General features: G+C 44.0%; 14 protein-coding genes and 1 pseudogene. 7 read left to right on the top strand and 8 right to left on the bottom strand.

Annotated features, from left to right (window positions below; translation table 11 throughout):
* Positions 1 to 177 precede the first annotated feature (177 nt).
* On the top strand, positions 178 to 888 hold the full coding sequence (locus MN200_RS15310; RefSeq protein WP_058870492.1) for a 16S rRNA (uracil(1498)-N(3))-methyltransferase: 711 nt from the start codon (positions 178 to 180) through the stop codon (positions 886 to 888).
* Here the strand turns inward: MN200_RS15310 and MN200_RS15305 are convergent.
* Positions 874 to 1,845, bottom strand: a complete 972-nt coding sequence (locus MN200_RS15305) for a mechanosensitive ion channel family protein (protein WP_058870491.1) — start codon at positions 1,843 to 1,845, stop codon at positions 874 to 876. The two genes, MN200_RS15310 and MN200_RS15305, sit on opposite strands and share 15 nt — an antisense overlap.
* A 453-nt stretch (positions 1,846 to 2,298) precedes the next feature.
* Between MN200_RS15305 and acs the strand changes: the two genes are divergently transcribed.
* Positions 2,299 to 4,242 (top strand): acetate--CoA ligase, encoded by a 1,944-nt coding sequence (gene acs, locus MN200_RS15300; protein WP_242759805.1) that lies wholly within the window; start codon positions 2,299 to 2,301, stop codon positions 4,240 to 4,242.
* 116 nt (positions 4,243 to 4,358) lie between these two features.
* On the opposite strand, the pseudogene MN200_RS15295 reads toward acs, so the two are convergent.
* The 5 genes and pseudogenes from MN200_RS15295 to msuE form a co-directional block, all read right to left on the bottom strand.
* Positions 4,359 to 4,974, bottom strand: a pseudogene (locus MN200_RS15295) (riboflavin synthase).
* A gap of 61 nt (positions 4,975 to 5,035) precedes the next feature.
* Entirely contained in the window at positions 5,036 to 5,869 is an 834-nt protein-coding gene (locus tag MN200_RS15290) for an SDR family oxidoreductase (RefSeq protein ID WP_058870488.1), read from the bottom strand.
* Entirely contained in the window at positions 5,866 to 6,276 is a 411-nt protein-coding gene (locus tag MN200_RS15285) for a DoxX-like family protein (protein ID WP_058870487.1), read from the bottom strand. Before MN200_RS15285 ends, MN200_RS15290 begins: the two co-directional genes overlap by 4 nt.
* Before the next feature lie 127 nt (positions 6,277 to 6,403).
* Positions 6,404 to 7,510: a dimethylsulfone monooxygenase SfnG gene (gene sfnG / locus MN200_RS15280; protein ID WP_242759803.1), complete on the bottom strand. Its 1,107-nt coding sequence runs from the start codon at positions 7,508 to 7,510 to the stop codon at positions 6,404 to 6,406.
* Between the two features lie 26 nt (positions 7,511 to 7,536).
* Complete coding sequence (gene msuE, locus MN200_RS15275) at positions 7,537 to 8,265, bottom strand: FMN reductase (RefSeq protein ID WP_058870485.1); 729 nt, start codon at positions 8,263 to 8,265, stop codon at positions 7,537 to 7,539.
* Between the two features lie 377 nt (positions 8,266 to 8,642).
* On the opposite strand from msuE, the gene MN200_RS15270 reads away from it, so the two are divergent.
* Positions 8,643 to 9,293 (top strand): response regulator transcription factor, encoded by a 651-nt coding sequence (locus MN200_RS15270; protein WP_004691689.1) that lies wholly within the window; start codon positions 8,643 to 8,645, stop codon positions 9,291 to 9,293.
* A 59-nt stretch (positions 9,294 to 9,352) separates the two neighbouring features.
* Here the strand turns inward: MN200_RS15270 and MN200_RS15265 are convergent, their stop codons facing one another.
* The gene (locus MN200_RS15265; protein ID WP_058870484.1) at positions 9,353 to 10,120 is read right to left on the bottom strand and encodes a hypothetical protein; all 768 of its coding nucleotides are present in this window, start codon (positions 10,118 to 10,120) and stop codon (positions 9,353 to 9,355) included.
* Between the two features lie 403 nt (positions 10,121 to 10,523).
* Positions 10,524 to 14,021 (bottom strand): PAS domain-containing hybrid sensor histidine kinase/response regulator, encoded by a 3,498-nt coding sequence (locus MN200_RS15260; protein ID WP_058870593.1) that lies wholly within the window; start codon positions 14,019 to 14,021, stop codon positions 10,524 to 10,526.
* Between the two features lie 186 nt (positions 14,022 to 14,207).
* On the opposite strand from MN200_RS15260, the gene MN200_RS15255 reads away from it, so the two are divergent.
* The 4 genes from MN200_RS15255 (at position 14,208) to betT (ending at position 19,322) form a co-directional block, all read left to right on the top strand.
* Positions 14,208 to 14,540: a DUF485 domain-containing protein gene (locus MN200_RS15255; protein WP_058870483.1), complete on the top strand. Its 333-nt coding sequence runs from the start codon at positions 14,208 to 14,210 to the stop codon at positions 14,538 to 14,540.
* Positions 14,540 to 16,255 carry a cation acetate symporter gene (locus MN200_RS15250; protein ID WP_058870482.1) on the top strand — a complete coding sequence of 572 codons (1,716 nt, stop codon included), beginning with the start codon at positions 14,540 to 14,542 and terminating at the stop codon, positions 16,253 to 16,255. Before MN200_RS15255 ends, MN200_RS15250 begins: the two co-directional genes overlap by 1 nt.
* 252 nt (positions 16,256 to 16,507) lie before the next feature.
* Complete coding sequence (locus MN200_RS15245) at positions 16,508 to 17,197, top strand: ion channel (protein WP_004691682.1); 690 nt, start codon at positions 16,508 to 16,510, stop codon at positions 17,195 to 17,197.
* Between the two features lie 157 nt (positions 17,198 to 17,354).
* Positions 17,355 to 19,322 carry a choline BCCT transporter BetT gene (gene betT / locus MN200_RS15240; RefSeq protein WP_058870481.1) on the top strand — a complete coding sequence of 656 codons (1,968 nt, stop codon included), beginning with the start codon at positions 17,355 to 17,357 and terminating at the stop codon, positions 19,320 to 19,322.
* Positions 19,323 to 19,331: the final 9 nt, after the last annotated feature.

The raw sequence follows: 19,331 nt of genomic DNA, 5'->3' as shown, positions 1-19,331 counted from the left end.
GATTTTATGGATGGCTTTGCGTAGGTGGTTCTTACTTTTCAAAGATGAAAAGTAACAAAATCTTTTGCTGTGCTGAAGGTACATCCTGTAGCTCAGCACAGCAGGCGACATCCTTGTTGCCTTTCACGATGACATGTGCTGATTAGGCCTCCACTGTTTGGATTTTTTCTATTTATTATGAATATCGTTCTCTTAGATCCGCGCCAAACTGAATCTGAACTCTGGTCCATTAGTGCCAAGCGCCAGCTTGAACATTTGCATCGTCATTTAGAGCTGAAAGCCGGTGATACTTTAAAAGTCGGGATACAAAACGGAAAGCGTCATCTTACGCAAGTGGTTGAGGTTTCCGAAACAGCTGTACGCATAAAACCCTTATATGAAGAACCTGTACCAGCCAAACTACCAGTGACTTTAATTGTCGCGATGCCACGCCCTAAAGTTCTGCGTCGTTTGATTATGGATGCGGTGACTTTAGGGGTTGAAAAAATCATTTTGCTGCACAGCTATCGGGTCGATAAAAGTTATTGGCAAACCCCGTTCTTACAACAGTTGGACCAATATGTGACTTTAGGGCTAGAGCAGGCAGGCGATACGGTTGCACCGAAACTTGAAATTTATAAACGCTTTAAGCCTTTTGTTGAAGATCAATTGCCAAGCCTGATTTCAGCCGGCTATCCTGCCTATGTGGCACATCCCTATAGCGATGCCAAAATGCCTTTTGCGATTCAGCATCCCTGTACGGTTGTGATTGGACCGGAAGGTGGATTTATCCCTTACGAAGTTGAATTACTTGTAAAAAACGGCTGCCAAGCGGTGAGCTTAGGCAACCGTATTATTCGGACTGAAACCGTGATCCCTTATGTTTTAGGACGCTTATTTAGCGGTTGAAGTTTCTGTCGGGTAGCTGTCATTTTTTGCGACGCGAACTTCTTGGACTGGGTAAGGAATAGAAATCCCTTGCTCAGCAAAGGCCTGAACCACATATTCTTGTACTGAGCTGATCGAGCCAGATACCGTGGTTTCAGTAGTGTTGACCCACCATTGAACTTTAAGATTTACTGAAAAATCTGCAAGTGCAGCGACGTTCACGCTAAAACCTGGTTGACTTAAAATGGTCGTATCTCGGTCTAAAATACCTAAAATAATATCTTTGGCTTTTTTGATGTCATCTTCATAACCAATACCGACCAAGAACTCGCAGCGACGACGTGGATAGGCGGTGTTGACAGTGACCGCACTGGTATACACAGTCGCATTCGGGATCACGATACGGCGACCATCTGGCGCACGTAAGTAAGTGGCACGAATTTGAATATCTTCAACGTTGCCTTCCATACCCGAGACAATAATGTCATCGCCAATCTTAAACGGTTCACCCAGTAAAATCAGGATCCCTGAAAGTAGGTTTTGGAAGATATCTTTAAATGCAAAACCAATGGCAACCGAGCCAATCCCTAAAGCACTCATCAGCTGACCGGGTGTGAAACCCGGAATCGCAATCACCATGGCAATCAGGAAGCCAATAAAGACGATGGCCGAACTGCCGACACGGTTCAGGACAAGGACAAGGTTTTGCTTGGTATAAGAACGATCAGACAGTGCTTTACGAACAAAAAGTTTAAACAGTTTGGAGAGCAAATAAAAAATGACGAAGGTAATCAGCGCAATACAAAAATAAGGCATACGCTCCCAAAAACTATCGACAAATTTGTCGATGGTGGAATAGGCGTCATTATATTTTGCCGTATGTGCAATTACACTTTGCGTGGTTTTCGCTGTCGCGTCATGTAGCATCTCTGACGTACCTTGAGCAACCTCGCTCAAGGTATTGGTTTGTTCTGACACTGGTGCTCCAATCGCTGAAAATTTGGCATATTTTGCCTGAAAATTGTGTGTATTTAATAGAGAAAAGCGTATGAAATTATCGCATTCTGGGTGATTGATAGACGGATAAAAATCTATCTCTCTGTTTTTTAAATGCTTGAGTTTTGGAATGAAGGCGCTGAGTCATGCTCCTATGTATGAAATAGCGCAGCCTGAAGTGTAACAATATGCTTTAAAAAGCCTAACTGGAGCGACTTTACTGAGTTCAGCTTTGTTCATGTTACGGATTAAACACAGGATCTCATTGAAAGATCACTATAAAATGTGTTTTAAATTGTAGAAATAATATACGACCAAAGCCGTGTTGATCTGTTTAAAAAACAATCGTCATACTGTGGTTATGCAGTCCAATAATAAACCAATAACTGTGGCATGAACTCTCGCGATGAGAGTCAGAATATAAGGAAGTATGATATGAAAGAAGTCTATCCTGTACCTGCTGAATTTGAGAAAACTGCGCGCACCAATGAACAAGAATATTTTGAACGTTATCAAAAATCGATAGAACAACCTGACGAATATTGGGCTGAACAAGCTTTGAAGCTAGATTGGATCAAGCCTTTTAGCCAAGTCAAAAACACCAGTTATGATAAAGATAATTTTAAAATTGAATGGTTTGCAGATGGTCAGTTAAACCTAAGTGCCAACTGCCTTGACCGACACTTAAAAGAGCATCCGTATAAACCCGCCATTATTTGGGAAGGTGACCATCCCTCACGCCATAAAATCATTTCCTTCGCTGAACTGTATGATGAAGTGTGTCGTTTTGCCAATGTCCTGAAAAAGCATGGTGTGGTGAAGGGTGATCGTGTGGTGCTATATATGCCAATGATTTCAGAAGCAGCCATTTCGATGTTGGCCTGTGCCCGAATCGGTGCCGTGCATTGTGTGGTGTTTGGTGGCTTTTCACCTGATTCATTGGCGAGCCGAATTGATGACAGTCAAGCCAAAATTGTGATTACCGCAGACTCAGGAATGCGCGGGGGGAAACCGATTCCGCTGAAAGAAAATGTAGACGCGGCATTGAATCTACCTGGGACAGACTCGGTACAAAACGTGATTGTGGTGCACCGGACAGGCAATCCGATTACGCTGAAAGAAGGGCGTGATTTGTGGTATCACATGGAAATCATGACGGTCAACGAGATTTGTCCACCTGAACCGATGAATGCCGAAGACCCCCTATTTATTTTATATACCTCAGGTTCAACCGGTAAGCCCAAAGGTGTGCTGCATACCACAGGCGGTTATTTAACTTATGTGAATAGTACCTTCCGTGAAGTGTTCGACTTAAAACAAGATGATGTGTTTTGGTGTACCGCAGATGTAGGCTGGATTACGGGACATTCTTATGTGCTGTATGGCCCCTTGTCGAATGGAACCACAACGGTGATGTTTGAGGGGATTCCACAGTATCCAAGTTGGGCACGTACAGGACATATTGTCGACAAACACAATGTGACGATTTTATACACTGCCCCGACAGCGATCCGCGCCATGATGCGTGAAGGGGATGCCTTTGTCCGTGAGAGTGATCGTAGCAGTTTGCGTTTAATTGGTTCCGTCGGAGAGCCGATCAATCCTGAAGCATGGAATTGGTATTACACGGTAGTGGGAGAAAGCCGTTGCCCAGTGGTGGATACTTGGTGGCAAACCGAAACAGGCGGGATTTTGATTTCTCCACTTCCCGGTGCGACACCACTTAAACCCGGGTCTGCAACGCGTCCTTTATTTGGGATTCAACCCGCTTTGGTTGATGCTGAAGGCAAAGAGTTAGAAGGTGAGGCCGAAGGCAATCTGGTGATTAAGGATTCATGGCCGGGACAAATGCGAACCATTTGGGGGGATCCTGAGCGGTTTATCGAAGCGTACTTTGCAACTTATCCGGGAACGTATTTCACGGGCGATGGTGCACGCCGTGATAAAGATGGTTATTACTGGATCACAGGTCGGGTGGATGATGTACTGAATGTGTCAGGGCACCGCTTAGGCACGGCTGAAGTGGAAAGTGCTTTGGTGGCACATGAGGCGGTTGCTGAGGCTGCAGTAGTAGGAATGCCACATGAAATCAAAGGGCAGGGAATTTGTTCTTTTGTTACTTTACAAGCGGGCACAGCGCAAACGGAAGAACTCCGTGCAGAGCTGATTCAGTGGGTAAGAAAGGTACTCGGTCCTGTGGCGACACCAGATGCCTTACATTGGGCACCATCTTTACCGAAAACACGTTCAGGTAAAATTATGCGCCGTATTTTAAGAAAAATTGCGGCGAACGAGTTAGATAGTTTGGGTGATACATCGACGCTGGCTGAACCACAAGTGGTCGAAGTGTTGATTAAAGAAGTTTATCCAAACGGCTAAAATTGGTCTAAAAAATACCGTCTTAAGCAGACGGTATTTTTATTTGAGGGAAAGTCTTGATGCATGCATGAGGCTAGAGAGTTATGTATGATAGGAAGCACAAAAATCAAACCATCTTAACGTTGATGGATGCTTTCTAAGGTATCCACCATCGTCCGTGTCATCTGATCAATTTCATAATTGACGGCATCGCCGACTTGTACCGATGCCCACGTGGTCAGACGCAAAGTTTCAGGAATCAAATCAACTGAAATTTCATGGCTGTTACGATCAACACGGTTGACGGTGAGGCTACAACCATTCAGACCAATAAAACCTTTTAAGAAAAAGTATTTGATATTGCCTTCTGGAATGTGAAGATCCACATGCAGAGTCTCGCCGTGATGGCTCAGATGCTTTACTGTAGCCGTTCCTTCGATATGTCCATACAAGTTATGCCCCCCATTTTCCATCCCGACTTTGGCTGAACGTTCTATATTCACCTCATCACCTGCCTGTAAAGTGCCTAAAGTGGTCAGGCGTCGAGTCAAATCTGAGACATCAAAATGGACTTGATTGGCGGTCAGATCGATGCGCGTTGCAGTTAAGCAGGTGCCATTGATGGCTACACTTGCACCGATGAAGACATCGTGAAAAAAAGTTGTGTGTATTTGAAACCACAAGGGTGCTAAAACCGTCGCCTTGACGGACATCTAGAATTTTCTCTAAGCCTTGTACGATACCTGTGTACATTAGAAGTCTTCCTAATTCGGGGGGGATGTTTAATGTAAATGATCTATCACTCGATGTGGCATTATTTTGAGTTGAGATGTGCTAAAGCTGTACCTTTGATTGGATTTCGACGCCAATAATAGGGTCGCAAAAATCGGAGCAACAGACGTAAGGGCGTCATCCATACGATTCGGGTATGGCGACGCTTATTCTCTAAAATACGTTGAGCCAAATAGCGACAGACCACTTCGGGAGGATCGATAATAAACAAAAAAAGCCGTTTCATTTTGTTCCAGTGCTGAATATTGCCATTTTGCCAAGAGGATACCAGTAGGTCGGTTGCCACCATTCCAGGGCTGAGTGTGCCGACTTGAATGTGGGTCTGTTTGGTTTCTTTAAACAGGGCTAGACTAAAGTAACCTACGGCACGTTTGGTGGTGGCATAGGCGGTCATGCCTGCACTCCATTCGCCTCGAGTACCCCAACCTTCCATATTGAAAATTTGACCATAGCCTTGTGCTAGCATGCCATTTAAGGCCACTTGTGAGCCGAACATACTGCCTAGAATATTGGTTTGAACTACAGTTTGTATGTCTGCTGCTGTGAGATCTTTAAAGTCTAGTGTCGCTGTACAACTGCCTGCATTATTAATCCAAATCTGAACAGCACCAAATTGTTGAATGGCTTCATCCCAAAGCGTTTGTACTTCATGGATTTGCGTGACATCACAAGTGACAGCATGAATCAGCGCAGCGGGAAAGCGATGCCGTAGCTGTTGCAGGGCGCTGTGCAAATCTGTGCTGTTTCGCCCAGAAATCACGACAGCTTGTTGTTGTTCCAAGAAGGCTTGAGCTAAACCCAAGCCGATACCTTTAGAACTGCCTGTAATGACGATGCAACCTGATTTTGAATTCATATGGATCCTTTACTTTGTGAACTAAAGGACGTCGCTTCTTGGTTGTGAAGCATGCAATAACAAATGGATAGACTGATCATTGCAAGGTTCATGACCACAGGATTAAAAGCACGAATGAGACTGTCTGGTATTAGAAAAGCGACCAGTGTGAATAAAAACACTAAGCTAAAGATACTGAGGTAATGCAGATATTTACTGGAGCTAAATAGGAACAATAAAGCAAAAACACACTCAAGCACACCTGAGCCCTGACCTGCCAGTTGGGCCTGTGCATAGGAAAGTCCAAAAGTTTGCCAAATGGTAATCTCATCGGGATTGATAAAGAGGATTTTAGGAATTAGACCTTGATAGCCCCATAAAAAGGCCAAAGAAAGATTAATGAATTTAGAGGGTTGGCTGTTGTTCATATAAAATGGTTATTTTTTACTTTGTGCGGATTATACACCAATAAAAAAACCCTCAAGCCGAGCCCTGAGGGAAGAATAGAGTCACCTATCATTATTATTTTTTAGTTCGTGTCTGTTGCTTACCGAGCTAAGCAGATTTGGCAGTCTCAACGGATTGCTGTTGAGCTTCCAACTCACGAACCAATGGCAACACTTTGGCACCGAAGTATTCAACCTCTTCGATAAAATGTAAAAAACCTGAAAGGATTAAATCCACACCAACGGCTTTTAATTCCACAATACGTTCAGCAATTTGGCGTGGTGTACCAATCAAATTGGTTTTAAAGCCATCATTGTATTGAACCAAATCTTCAAAGCTCGATTTGGCCCAATTGCCTTCACCTTCCAGTGTTGCTGCACCCGCTTCACGGGTGGCCTCGCCAAAGGCATGAACCGCTTGAATATTGGCTTTATGAATAATTTCTTGCAGAACCGTTTTCGCTTCTTCCTCGGTATCTCGGGCAATGATAAAAGCATTCACCCCAATTTTGACCTGATGGCCATTCTGTTGAGCTTTTGCACGAATATCATCAATCTGTTTTTTGAGTTCATCAGGGGTATTGCCATTGGTAAAATACCAGTCTGAAACCCGTGATGCCATATCTCGTGCAGCGCGCGAACTGCCGCCTTGGAAAATTTCAATATGCGGCTTTTGCACAGGTTTGGGGGACAAGGTGTAGTCTTTGAACTGGTAGTATTTTCCATCAAAACTATAGTTGTCTTGGGTCCAAACACCTTTTAATGCACGAATAAATTCTTCTGAGCGAGCATAGCGTTGGTCATGTTCAGGCCATGCTTCACCAATGGCATCAAATTCGCCGCGAAACCAACCACTAACCACATTAATCGCAATACGTCCTTGGGTTAAGTGGTCGATGGTTGCAAGCTGTTTTGCGGCAAGCACGGGTTTCCACGGGCCAGGTAAAATAGCGGCAATCACTTTGAGTTTGCTGGTTTTGGCTAAGATACCGTGACTAAAGCTGACCGACTCATGTTGGTTTTCTGCGTTATAACCCGCAGTAAAACGAATCTGAGTTAAAGCATAGTCAAAGCCATTTTTTTCCGCAGCCTGTGCTAAACGGACGTTATAGTCATAACTCCAGTCTGTGCGCTGCTCAATATTACTCACCACTAAGCCACCGCTGACATTGGGTACCCAATAAGCAAACGTAATATTTTTATTCTGTTGTGACATGTGAAAACCCTCTCAATGCTTTTGCGTTAAGCGACTTGTGGTTTGGCTTTTTTCTGATGCAAGCGAGACTCGGCTGCATCTAAATTTGGAACTGCCGCTGAAGGCAGTACATCGTCTTGTTCAATTTGCGTGTTGATACCCAAGTTCTGATTCGCAAGTTGGGTCTTTTCTTTCACCACTTCTGCACGCTGACCTTTCGCAGGTGCCCATTCTAGGATGGGTAAAGCACGAGCTACCGCAAGAGTAATCCGATCTCGTAATAATTCACTTTGGATGGTATACGCGGGTGTAAAGTCTTTGTCTGTGGCATAGACTCCAATAGGTAAAGTTTGCGCTTGGAAGAAACTAAATAGTGGGCGAAGTTGATGCTCCAGTACCAACGCATGACGCTCACTGCCGCCTGAGGCTGCAAGTAGTACCGGTACATCGACCAGCGCCGTTTGCTCAACAAAGTCGAAAAAGTGTTTGAATAAACCAGTAAATGAAGCACGGTAAACTGGTGTTCCAACAATCAACGCATCGGCAGCTTCGACCGCTGCTAAGTCATCTTGCACACGTTGTGGCAGTTGGTTGCGGTAAATCGCGCCACCGAGTAAATGGCCAATTTCGCTAAATTTAATGAAATGTACATTGATTGGGGTTGCATCGCCCAGTTCATTTAATATTTCTTGTACCAATGCCTCAGTTTTAGACGGGGTATTTAAACCGCCTGACACAGCGACAATATTGAGTGGTTTTTGCAGTAAAGTAGACATAAGGAAAGCCCTAAAGTGTTGTATCTCGGAATGGGCTTATTTATCTAATATCTGAATGAAGGCTGTAAAATAAAGAAATAGAGTTAAGTTATCTGATTTTCAGATATATCTGTTGATGCTGAAAAAGACTATCTAAATTTTTATTAAATGGTTGTATTTTTTATATATATTTAAATTAAATAACCTTTTTCGATGTGCTGATAAATTTTATATCAAAATGTGATTAGTTATTTATATTTCAAGATCGACTTGGAATTGAGGCTATTTTTCTGAATAAAGCGTGATAAAGTGAAAAAAAGTTAGACTTTGCATATCCTTATCGGCACTTGTATGGTTAGAATAGTCAAGACTAGTGCACTCGAAATCTCTCGTTGCTTATGAATATATTAATCGTTGATGACCATCCGCTGTTTCGCCATGCGTTAATCCAAGCTGTTCGTTATAGCTTACCGCAAGCTCAAATTCATGAAACAGCCGCAGTAAACGAGTTTTATGAACGCCTTGAAAAAGGTCCTGAACCTGATTTGGTGCTATTGGACTTAAACTTACCAGGTGCTTCAGGTTTTTCTGCATTGGTACACGTTCGTGCCCAGTATCCATCATTACCGATCATTGTCGTTTCAGCGCATGAAGAGACGTCGATCATTCAGCGTTCAATTGCGCATGGAGCGATGGGGTATATTCCAAAGTCGGCACATCCAAGTCATATTGGCGAAGCAATTCGCGAAGTCTTAGATGGTGAAATTTGGTTGCCACCAAATTTACCCGCTAACATGAACTTTGACCCACGTGCTGCCGATGAAACTGCACTGGCTGAGCGAATTCAATCCTTAACACCGCAGCAGTTCCGTGTTTTGATGATGGTGGCAGAAGGTTTGCTGAATAAGCAGATTGCTTATGAACTTGATGTTTCAGAAGCGACGATTAAAGCGCACGTGACTGCGATTTTCCGTAAGCTTGGAGTACAGAACCGAACTCAAGCGGTCCTTGCGATCAATGCTTTAAATATTGAAGAAAAACGCATGTAAGCTGATCTATTGAATTAAAAAAAGCGCTGAATCATCAGCGCTTTTTTTCGGTCTTAAGTTTAAGCCAAGCAGTTTTGTTTGCTGGTGACATCGGTACAAAATAAAGGATTTAAAGCGCATTGCAAGTCATCAATTTGCTCTTCAGAGACATAGCCCTGTTGTTTCAAATAAGCGGCAACGCGGTCATCGCGCAGACTTAAAAAAGCTGCGTCATACACGCCAAGATCGACAAATAAAGCCGCCGTTTCCAAGCTGTTGAAACGGTCTAAGTAGATTTCGTTGTCATACATGAGGAAAATATGGTCTTGTGTTCCTTGCGCATCAATACTTAAGCGATCCGCCAAGACTTGCGGTGGTGTTTTAATAAAGAGCAGATCCGACAATTGGTCAAACTGGGTGGTGTCGAGTTGATCCTGATCGGTTTTGACTTTACCGAGCCATGCTTTAAACACCAAAACTGCACCGCCGCGAAGGAGCATGCTCCAAATTTGATGGCGCACATCTGCACTGAGTCCGCTGGATTCGGCTTCCAATGCCAGCAAGAACGGGTCTTCTTGTTGCTGAAGTTTTTCAAATAGACCTAAACCTTGCGGTTGGTAAGCCGCGGGGCGAAACACATCAAAGTCGAGTTGTTCAAACACTTGTAATGCGAGGGGAATAGCGGTGTGATACAGCGTATCTAAGGCCTGAACATGAGTCTCTTTGAGTCTACTTTGTTTAAAGAGTTCGACCCAGTCAATACTGGGTAAAAAGGCATTGGCACTATACTGGCGCAAAAATTGTTGTGATTGATCTGAGCCATGTGGCATTGCTTTAGAAATGTTCATCATAAAACTCCAAGAGAAGGATGATCAGTTTCTTCAGCGAAGGAAGAGGTATATAGGTAGAAAAACTGATCTTTTCTTAGTCCTAGTTATCTGCCAATCCCCTGTGGAGATGAATACGACTAAAGTCGTATTTTGTGTTTTTATGCATATTTAGTTTAAATAAAACAAATACTTGAAAAATTGTAACTAAGTATACAAGTGTTCACTAATGTAAGTGGTGTATTTTGCCATAGTAAAAATGGATGTGTAATTTTTAGTCAATATTATTGGGCTTCAAAGAGCTGAAAATGAGCACTTTGGTCGAAACCTTTAAAACTTTAGTCAGTTTGCCGTATATACAGGGCCTAAAAAAGACAAAAACCCAAGTCATATGGCTTGGGTTTTGTGAGTAAATGTAGTGAATTTATTCAGGATTTGAAATTTTTAAACCCGATAACCATGCTCGTAAAGAAGCAGGTTTTAATGGTTTTTTCAAAAGCACGATATTCATATCTTTGACCCGTTGTGGCAGTTCAGGATCTGAGTCTGCGGTAATCAAAGCGACGGGGACATTTTCTTGACGATTGGCTAAAATAAAGTCCAAGCCAATTTTGTCATGGTTTAAGTGCTGATCAACCAACCAAACCTGAATATTTTCTTGTTGAATCATCTCAAAAGCCTGTTCAGGTTCAGTTGCCTTAAACACTTGATAGCCCCATTTGGTCAGTAAAGTCGACATCCCTTCTAAAATGGTTTCGTCATTGTCCAAGCACAAAATTTTATAGGCTTTGGTTTTGAGTGGAACCGCTTGTACAGGCGCTGCCACGACTTTTGGTGGGTCAATGATTGGTACTTCAATCATAAAGCATGACCCTTTGCCATACTCTGAATAGACATGCACTGGGTAGTCGAGCAGGCTGGTCATCCGTTGTACGATGGCTAAGCCTAAGCCAAGCCCTTGCTCACCCCACGGTGAGGTATGGCCACAGCGCTCAAACTCTTGGAATAGTTTGATTCGTTGTTCTTCTGCAATCCCGGGTCCTGTATCCCACACTCCAATTCGAATATGGCGTGGTTTGTCCGTGGAGCGGAGTACGCCCACCACCACTTTGCCTTTGGCAGTGTAGCGTAGGGCATTACTGACAAAGTTCTGAATAATACGGCGAATCCATTGTGGGTCGGTATCTATCCAGAACTGAGCATCATGTACGCTAAAACGAATACCGCGCTGTGCGGCAATGGATTTAAACTGCAATTCGAGGTCACTGAGTAAATCATGCAGCGGATAAGCCTGACGGTTGGGTTGAATGGTGCCACCTTCAAGACGGGCAATATCCAACAGGGCAGACAACATACTTTCTGCACCGTGTAAGGCACGATCAAGCTGTTGTAAGGTTTTACGGTCTTCTTCACTTTGTACGCTTTGTTCTAAAGCTGTACTGAACAGACGCGCAGCATGCATCGGTTGCAATAAGTCATGACTGGCCGCGGCAATAAAGCGGCTTTTCGACATATTGGCTTTATCGGCTTGTTCACGTGCCAGTTGTTGTTCAGTCAATGCATCTGCTAACTGTTGAGTTCGGTCTTGGACACGCGCCTCCAGCATGGCTTCATTTTCACGGAAGGCGGTAATGTCGGCGAAGGTGGTGACAAAGCCGCCGCCTTCAATTGGATTGCCACGCATTTGAATGACACGACCATCTTTACGAATGCGTTCAAACTCGTGCGCACTACCGACTTGCATCCAGTGCATCCGTTTCCGTACATGTTCTTCGACCGAACCCGGGCCACATTCGCCGCGCTCTGCGTTATACCGAATCAAATCCGAAATCGGACAACCGACATAGACAATGTCTTTTGGATAATCAAACAGTTTTAAATATTGGTTATTCCATGCCACCAAACACATATTTTCATCGACCACACTCACCCCTTGGGTCATGTGGTCAATCATGGTCATGATCAGGTTTTGATTAAAACGTTGCCACTGTGAGGCTTGGTCTAGAATGTTTGCCACTTGCCCCAAAGCGAGGCCATTGTTGACCATTGCGGTGGTGAGCAGGGTACGCGCCGATGCAGCACCAATAGTGCCTGCCAAATATTGTTCGGTAAAACGCCACCACATGCCGTTGGCATTGCTGTTTTCATTCAGCACTACATTGTTCTGGGCACAGAACTGTTGGAAAGCGCGCATAGTTGCACCATCACCAGTAATCCGTTTGGCTAAGGTGATTAAATCACCAACTTTTAAACGTGCAACATCGTGATGAATGTAGTTGATGTCTGTAGACGTGCTCTGTGTCGGCAGTGGCTTAGTTTCATAATAGAAAAAGCTTTCTGCTTGAATTTGTTCGGCCACGCTGGGGCGGAAAACGCGGGAAATCCAAATGTATAAAATAATATTCAGACCGAGTGCCCATACCACCCCATGAGTGAGTGCGGCAAAGGATTCAAAACCGAGCAGGGCTTCAGGACGTAACCAGTTAATGCCCATGGGCCCGACATTAAGAAAACTTTCGGTAAAGTGTGAATATTCAGTAGGCAAACTGCGCAGCACAGTCGGTAACAACAGTGTGTAGGCCCACATGCCAAAACCAGCCAATAAACCTGCATAGACGCCTTGTTTACTGCCGCCACGCCAGTATAGACCACCAATGAGGGCAGGTGAGAACTGAGCCACCGCACTAAAGGCCAACAAGCCAAAGACTGAAAGTTGGTCAATGTCATTAAAAAAATGGAAGAACAAAAAGCCCAGTAGCATGACGGCTAAAATACAGACCCGGCGGGTAAATTTAAGCACCAAGGGTAAGCGTTTATCATGGCGGGACAGTAAATTGGTACGCCATAAGGCAGGCATGATCAAGTCATTACTGAGCATGATCGACAGGGCCACTGAAGACACCAACAGCATACCCGTAGAGGCAGAGAAGCCGCCTAAAAAGGCCAATAGGGTTAACCAGTCTTGGCCATAACTTAAAGGCAAAGACAAAACCGCGACATCGGGGATCGCTAAGTAACCTGGCGTTGCATGCAGTGCCCAACTGGCAATCGGGATAATAGCAATGATGGTTAAAACTAAATAAACTGCGAACCAGCGCCGTGCCCCACGAATATGTTTTTCATCACGTAATTCGACCACAGCGACGTGGAACTGACGCGGTAAGCAAATGATCGCAAGTCCAGCCAACAAGGTTTGAATCCAAAATGTATCGGGTACACCAATGAGTTGTACTTGATGGAAAGTCTCTGCAACATCCTTAGAGATTTGATGGATGTTTTCAGGTGCAGCAAACACGAAAAAGAGCGCGACACACAGCAAAGCAAACAGTTTGACAAAAGACTCGAAGGCAACCGCCAACATCAGACCGCCATGCTGTTCTGTATTGGCAATCTGTCTGGTCCCGAAAATCATGGCTAAAATGGCCAAAATACCAGTGAGGAATAGCACGCCGTTGGTGGTTGAGGCGATGCTGCCTGCGGTAGGTTCTAAAATCACCGCGGCACTGAGTGCAATGGCACGTAGCTGCAGGGCTAAGTAAGGAATAATCGCAATGACGGCGAGGATAGTCACCATTGAGGCCAAAGGCCCACTTTTACCATAGCGTGCAGCGACAAAATCGGCAATCGATGAAATAGCATGGTGCTGACGGACGCGGCCTAAACGACGCCAAATGTCATAGCCCAGTGCGACGAAAAGTAGTGGGCCAAGGTAGATCGGCAGAAAGATAATGCCTTCACGAACTGCTGCACCTGTTGCGCCATAAAAGGTCCAAGATGAACAGTAGACCCCTAAAGTTAAACTAAACAATAGCATGCGCCCACGCGTGCTCAGGCGGCTGGCGTGTTTCTCACCAAAAAAGGCGCAGATAAAGAGTAAGACGATATAGAGGGCCAATACCCCGATAATGAGCCAGCTGTTCATTTTACCTAAAGTTTTTCCATCATCTCGGCCATCATAGCGCATCTGGGATAGAGGCTGCTGAGCTTGTTTAAAATTTACAGACCAAAGTCTAAATTACAACCCATACAGAAGCTTGCTACTTTAGCAAATGTAATAATTCGAATTAAAAAATTGTATCTACGGTTGGATACGCACAGGAGTATGGTTATGGATGAGAGACAAGTAGAACAGATTCTACAAAATCCCAAATTCAAGGAAATGGTTAGTCGTAAAAGTAAACTGAGCTGGACACTGACAACTATTATGTTGGTTGTATACGTTGGTTTCATGTTGTTGGTCGGCTACAACAAAGAATTTTTAATGACTTCAGTCAGTGGTGGGGTGACCACGATTGGCATGCCATTGGGTCTAAGCATTATTGTATTGTCTTTCCTTTTATGTGGTGTGTATTCGTATATCTCGAATAACAAACTCGACGCATTAAATGAAGAAGCAATGCGTGAAGTCGAAGCCATTGCGCAAGAGAAAGGACAGCACTAATGAAATGGAATTCATTGAAAGCGCTTACAGTCGCTGCTACAGCACTGTTGGCTTCGAGCCTAGCACTTGCAGGCCCAGATTTGGGTGAGGCTCAACAACAAGCGACAAACTGGCATGCCATTATCATGTTTGGTATCTTTGTCGGATTTACTTTGCTCATCACCAAATGGGCAGCAAAACAAACCACCAACACTGCTGACTTCTACACAGCAGGTGGCGGGATTTCAGGTTTCCAAAATGGTTTAGCGATTGCGGGTGACTATATGTCCGCAGCGTCATTCTTGGGAATTTCCGCAATGGTTTTCAGTTCAGGCTTCGACGGCTTGCTGTATTCATTGGGTTTCATGGTTGGTTGGCCAATCGTATTGTTCTTGGTGGCTGAACGTCTACGTAACTTAGGTAAGTTCAACTTATCTGACGTAGTGTCATTCCGTTTAGCGGAAAAACCAGTACGTACGCTTGCAGCAGTAAGTTCATTGGTTGTCGTTGCATTCTATCTGATCGCTCAGATGGTGGGTGCAGGTCAGCTGATCAAACTGTTATTTGGTTTGAACTACAACATTGCTGTAGTAATTGTTGGTCTTCTGATGATGGCTTACGTGATCTTCGGTGGAATGTTGGCAACGACTTGGGTACAGATTATTAAAGCTGTAATGCTTTTGTCTGGCGCGACATTCATGGCTTTCATGGTGATGAAAGGCGTGGGCTTCAGCTTCTCTGAAATGTTCACGCAGTCAATTCAAGTTTTCTCTAAAGTACATGACATTTCTTTAGCCGAAGCGGGCAATATCATGGGCCCAGGTAAACTTGCAGCGAACCCAATTGATGCCATTTCTTTAGGTTTGGCATTAATGTTCGGTACAGCGGGTTTACCACACATCTTAATGCGTTTCTTTACCGTTAAAGATGCTAAAGAAGCACGTAAATCAGTGGTTGTTGCAACAGGTTTCATTGGTTACTTCTACCTTTTAACTTTCATCATTGGTTTTGGTGCGATCCTTTATGTATCGAATAACCCACAGTTCATTGATGTCGCGAAAATGGCAGTAACTGGCAAGCTAGAGCTTGTTGGTGGTAACAACATGGCAGCGGTTCACTTGTCTGATGCATTGGGCGGTGACTTGTTCATGGGCTTCATTTCAGCAGTGGCGTTCGCAACGATTCTTGCTGTTGTTGCAGGTCTGACCTTGTCAGGTGCTTCAGCAATCTCGCATGACTTGTACGCAAACGTATTCAAGAAAGGTCAAACGACTCCTGAATCTGAACTTCGTATGTCTAAAATCGCGACTTTAGGTCTTGCTATTTTTGCAATGATTTTAGGGATTCTGTTCGAGAAACAAAATGTTGCCTTCATGGTCGGTTTAGCATTCTCTGTAGCAGCATGTGCGAACTTCCCAGTACTTGTACTGTCAATGTTCTGGAAAGGTTTAACCACACGTGGTGCGGTGATTGGTGGTGTGATTGGTCTAACGACTGCGGTGGTACTCATTATCTTATCTAAAGCCGTTTGGGTCGATACATTGGGTATTTCTGAAACCCCAGTGAATCCATTCAATGGTCCAGCAATCTTTGCAATGCCATTGGCGTTCTTCTGCTGCTGGTTGTTCTCTGTGACTGATAACTCAGCACGTGCACAAGCAGAACGTAAAGCATTTGATGCGCAGTATGTACGTTCGCAAACAGGTATTGGTATCTCAGGTGCTTCAGATCACTAATCTGAACCTGAAATAAAAAAAGCCCCTTCATCGGGGCTTTTTTTTATGGTGTTGACGCTCTTAACTGTGTTGGCTTTGAATGCTGAAAGACCTAGATTGTGCTATTTAGTACTCAAGCAGTACTCAAATTTTTGGGCAAAATGAATCGACTGACACGAATAAAAAGCATCGGTTTCAGTGGCCATTTATGCTAAGTTAAAAAAGCTAGAACAAGAACCAATCAAACTTGGCTTTAAAAACAACAGGCTGCATATGCAAGTATTTGTCGAATTTTGGAAAGGCTTCCGTCTACTGCCTTCAGCATGGTTACTGCTGTTGCAATTTATTATGCTGATTTTGGCGCTGTTGAGCGGCCATAGCCTGTCCTTACGTGTATTGGTTTGGGGCTTAGGTGTTTTGGTCCTGTTGCTCATTGCCAAGGTCATTCGCCAAACCCCCGTGTTCACCATTCTCGGCTTGAGTTTTGTTGGTGGGGCATTGTTCTTTTCCTTACTGATTTTGCTGGGTGCGCGAGATCCAATGCTGTTGGTGATTAGTCATGCCTTTGAGGCGATGGCCTATTTTATTGCGGCCTATGGCTTGCTGCGCTATATGTTTGCAGACCGTTATTTGACTAAGGATGAGCTATTTGCTGCCGGGGCAGTGTTTACGCTTATTGCATGGGGTTTTGCCTTTTTATATAGCATTTGTCAGATTTTAGAACCCAATAGCTTTTTAAATCCTAATGTGGCAGGCGCACAGTCATGGCTCGATTTATTATTTTTAAGCTTTAGTTTGCAGTCGGCGACAGGTTTGTCCGATTTAATGCCACTGACACCGCTGGCCCGTATGATTGCAATGTTGCAGATGTTTTGTGGGGTGATGTATTTGGCTTTAGTCGTCTCACGCTTGATTGCCTTGCAGTATATTCAGCACCGACCCAATGATCATAAAGAAAATTAAACTGTTACAGGATTCGCACTGCCTTATTTTTAAACATAAATTATGATGGAACAGAATCGTTAAATTTTAAGCTATTCATTCTTCACTCTTTATTAGACTCGTCTAATTAACCATTTTGGTTATATCTTTGTACTAAAAATAATTTTCTGGGGGAATTATGCCTTCCATAAAGCCATCGCTGTTTGCAAACATCAAACAGAATGTATTTCTCAGCACTGTCGTGATTCTGGTGCTTTTTCTGGCCTTGATTCTTTTTGACCCAAGTGGTTTTGAGGCTTTAACCAAACATTTAAATCAATGGATTATTGACTCATTTAGCTGGTTTTACGTTTTATCTGTCGCGTTATTTCTGATCTTACTGATCTTTATTGCACTCTCCGATATGGGTAAAATCAAACTCGGCCCTGATCATAGTCTGCCTGAATATAGCAGTGGTTCTTGGTTCGCCATGCTGTTTACCGCAGGGATGGGGATTGGTTTGATGTTCTTCGGTGTCGCTGAACCCGTGATGCATTATGTCAACCCGCCAACAGGGGAAGGGCAAACCTTAGATGCCGCACAACAAGCGATGCGGATCACCTTTTTCCACTGGGGATTACATGCATGGGCCATTTATGCACTTGTGGGCTTGTCACTCGCCTATTTCTCTTTCCGACATAATTTGCCTTTAAAGGTTCGCTCCGCTTTATATCCTTTGGTGGGCAAAAAAATCTATGGTGCAACGGGAGATGCGGTTGATACCTTTGCAACCTTAGGCACCATTTTCGGGGTTGCGACCACACTTGGTTTTGGGGTGACCCAAATTAATTCGGGACTGAATTATCTTTTTGGCATTCAGCAAAGTATTGGTATTCAGGTCGGGCTGATTATTTTTGTCACTTTTCTAGCTTCGCTCTCAGTCGGGTTTGGTTTGGACAAAGGTATTAAACGGCTGTCTGAATTGAACTTAGTGCTGGCAGTGGTTTTACTGTTATTTGTGTTTTTTGCTAGTTCTTCTATTTATATTTTACAAACCAGCATTCAAAACGCAGGGCAATACGTATCCAATCTGTTCACGATGACTTTCAACCTCTATGCCTATCAACCCAATGGTTGGATTGGTGGTTGGACCATTATGTATTGGGCCTGGTGGATTTCGTGGTCGCCTTTTGTTGGAATGTTTATTGCCCGAGTGTCTAAAGGTCGAACCATTCGCGAGTTCATTGTCGGGGTGTTGTTCATTCCAACAGGTTTTACCCTGATTTGGATGGGCTTCATGGGGAATGCAGCGCTGTTGAGTATTATTCAAGATGGGCACACTTCTTTAATCTCAGCGGTACAACAAGATTCATCCGTCGCACTGTTTGAATTTTTGACCCATTTACCTTTCTCTCAAATATCGAGCCTGATTGCGACCGTTCTGGTGGTGCTATTCTTTGTGACTTCAGCCGACTCAGGCTCATTGGTGATTGATTACTTAACCGCAGAAACAGAAAACTCACCTTTGTGGCAACGGCTATTTTGGACCATTTTGATTGCGTTACTGTCGATTATCTTACTGATGGCAGGCGGACTTTCAGCCTTGCAATCGGCCACAATTATGAGTGCCTTGCCCTTTACTCTGATTATGTTACTGGTCTGTTGGGGCTTACTGAAAGCATTGCGTTTGGATGTCACCAAAATGCGTGCACTACAAGATGCGCGAATCACGCCACGTGCGATTCAAAATCCACGCAGTTGGCAACAGCGTCTAGGTCTGATTATGCATTATCCGCATACCCAGTCTGAGGTCGAAGAGTTCATTGGCCAGCAGGTACAACATGCTTTTTCAGCAGTACAAAAGGAATTTCAGCGCCGTCAGCTAGACGTGACTATTCAACCGATTGAGCATGGCTTGCAGTTACGCGTGGATCACCATAATGAAATTAACTTCATCTATCAGGTGGTTGCCCGTGAAACCCAGCCACCCAGTTTTATGGCGGATCGACTCGAAGAACAGCAGTTTTATCAAGCTGAAGTTTTCTTAAGAGAAGGTGGACAGAATTATGATGTGATGGATTGGACTTTAGATGATCTCTTGCAAGATATTATTGACCAATATGAGCGTCATTTACATTTCTTAAATTTAGTCAGAGCCACAAACTAAAAAAAGGAC

This window comes from Acinetobacter sp. LUNF3 (assembly GCF_022699605.1).
Lineage (GTDB): Bacteria > Pseudomonadota > Gammaproteobacteria > Pseudomonadales > Moraxellaceae > Acinetobacter > Acinetobacter johnsonii.
This window is presented reverse-complemented; position numbering and strand designations above follow the sequence as displayed.

Excerpts from the sequence above, each read along its gene's own strand:
- acs (WP_242759805.1), top strand. The coding sequence starts at position 2,299 with ATGAAAGAAGTCTATCCTGTACCTGCTGAATTTGAGAAAACTGCGCGC.
- MN200_RS15260 (WP_058870593.1), bottom strand. The coding sequence starts at position 14,021 with ATGAACAGCTGGCTCATTATCGGGGTATTGGCCCTCTATATCGTCTTA.
- MN200_RS15270 (WP_004691689.1), top strand. The coding sequence starts at position 8,643 with ATGAATATATTAATCGTTGATGACCATCCGCTGTTTCGCCATGCGTTA.
- MN200_RS15290 (WP_058870488.1), bottom strand. The coding sequence starts at position 5,869 with ATGAATTCAAAATCAGGTTGCATCGTCATTACAGGCAGTTCTAAAGGT.
- MN200_RS15255 (WP_058870483.1), top strand. The coding sequence starts at position 14,208 with ATGGATGAGAGACAAGTAGAACAGATTCTACAAAATCCCAAATTCAAG.
- sfnG (WP_242759803.1), bottom strand. The coding sequence starts at position 7,510 with ATGTCACAACAGAATAAAAATATTACGTTTGCTTATTGGGTACCCAAT.
- MN200_RS15310 (WP_058870492.1), top strand. The coding sequence starts at position 178 with ATGAATATCGTTCTCTTAGATCCGCGCCAAACTGAATCTGAACTCTGG.
- MN200_RS15245 (WP_004691682.1), top strand. The coding sequence starts at position 16,508 with ATGCAAGTATTTGTCGAATTTTGGAAAGGCTTCCGTCTACTGCCTTCA.
- MN200_RS15250 (WP_058870482.1), top strand. The coding sequence starts at position 14,540 with ATGAAATGGAATTCATTGAAAGCGCTTACAGTCGCTGCTACAGCACTG.
- MN200_RS15285 (WP_058870487.1), bottom strand. The coding sequence starts at position 6,276 with ATGAACAACAGCCAACCCTCTAAATTCATTAATCTTTCTTTGGCCTTT.
- msuE (WP_058870485.1), bottom strand. The coding sequence starts at position 8,265 with ATGTCTACTTTACTGCAAAAACCACTCAATATTGTCGCTGTGTCAGGC.
- betT (WP_058870481.1), top strand. The coding sequence starts at position 17,355 with ATGCCTTCCATAAAGCCATCGCTGTTTGCAAACATCAAACAGAATGTA.
- MN200_RS15265 (WP_058870484.1), bottom strand. The coding sequence starts at position 10,120 with ATGAACATTTCTAAAGCAATGCCACATGGCTCAGATCAATCACAACAA.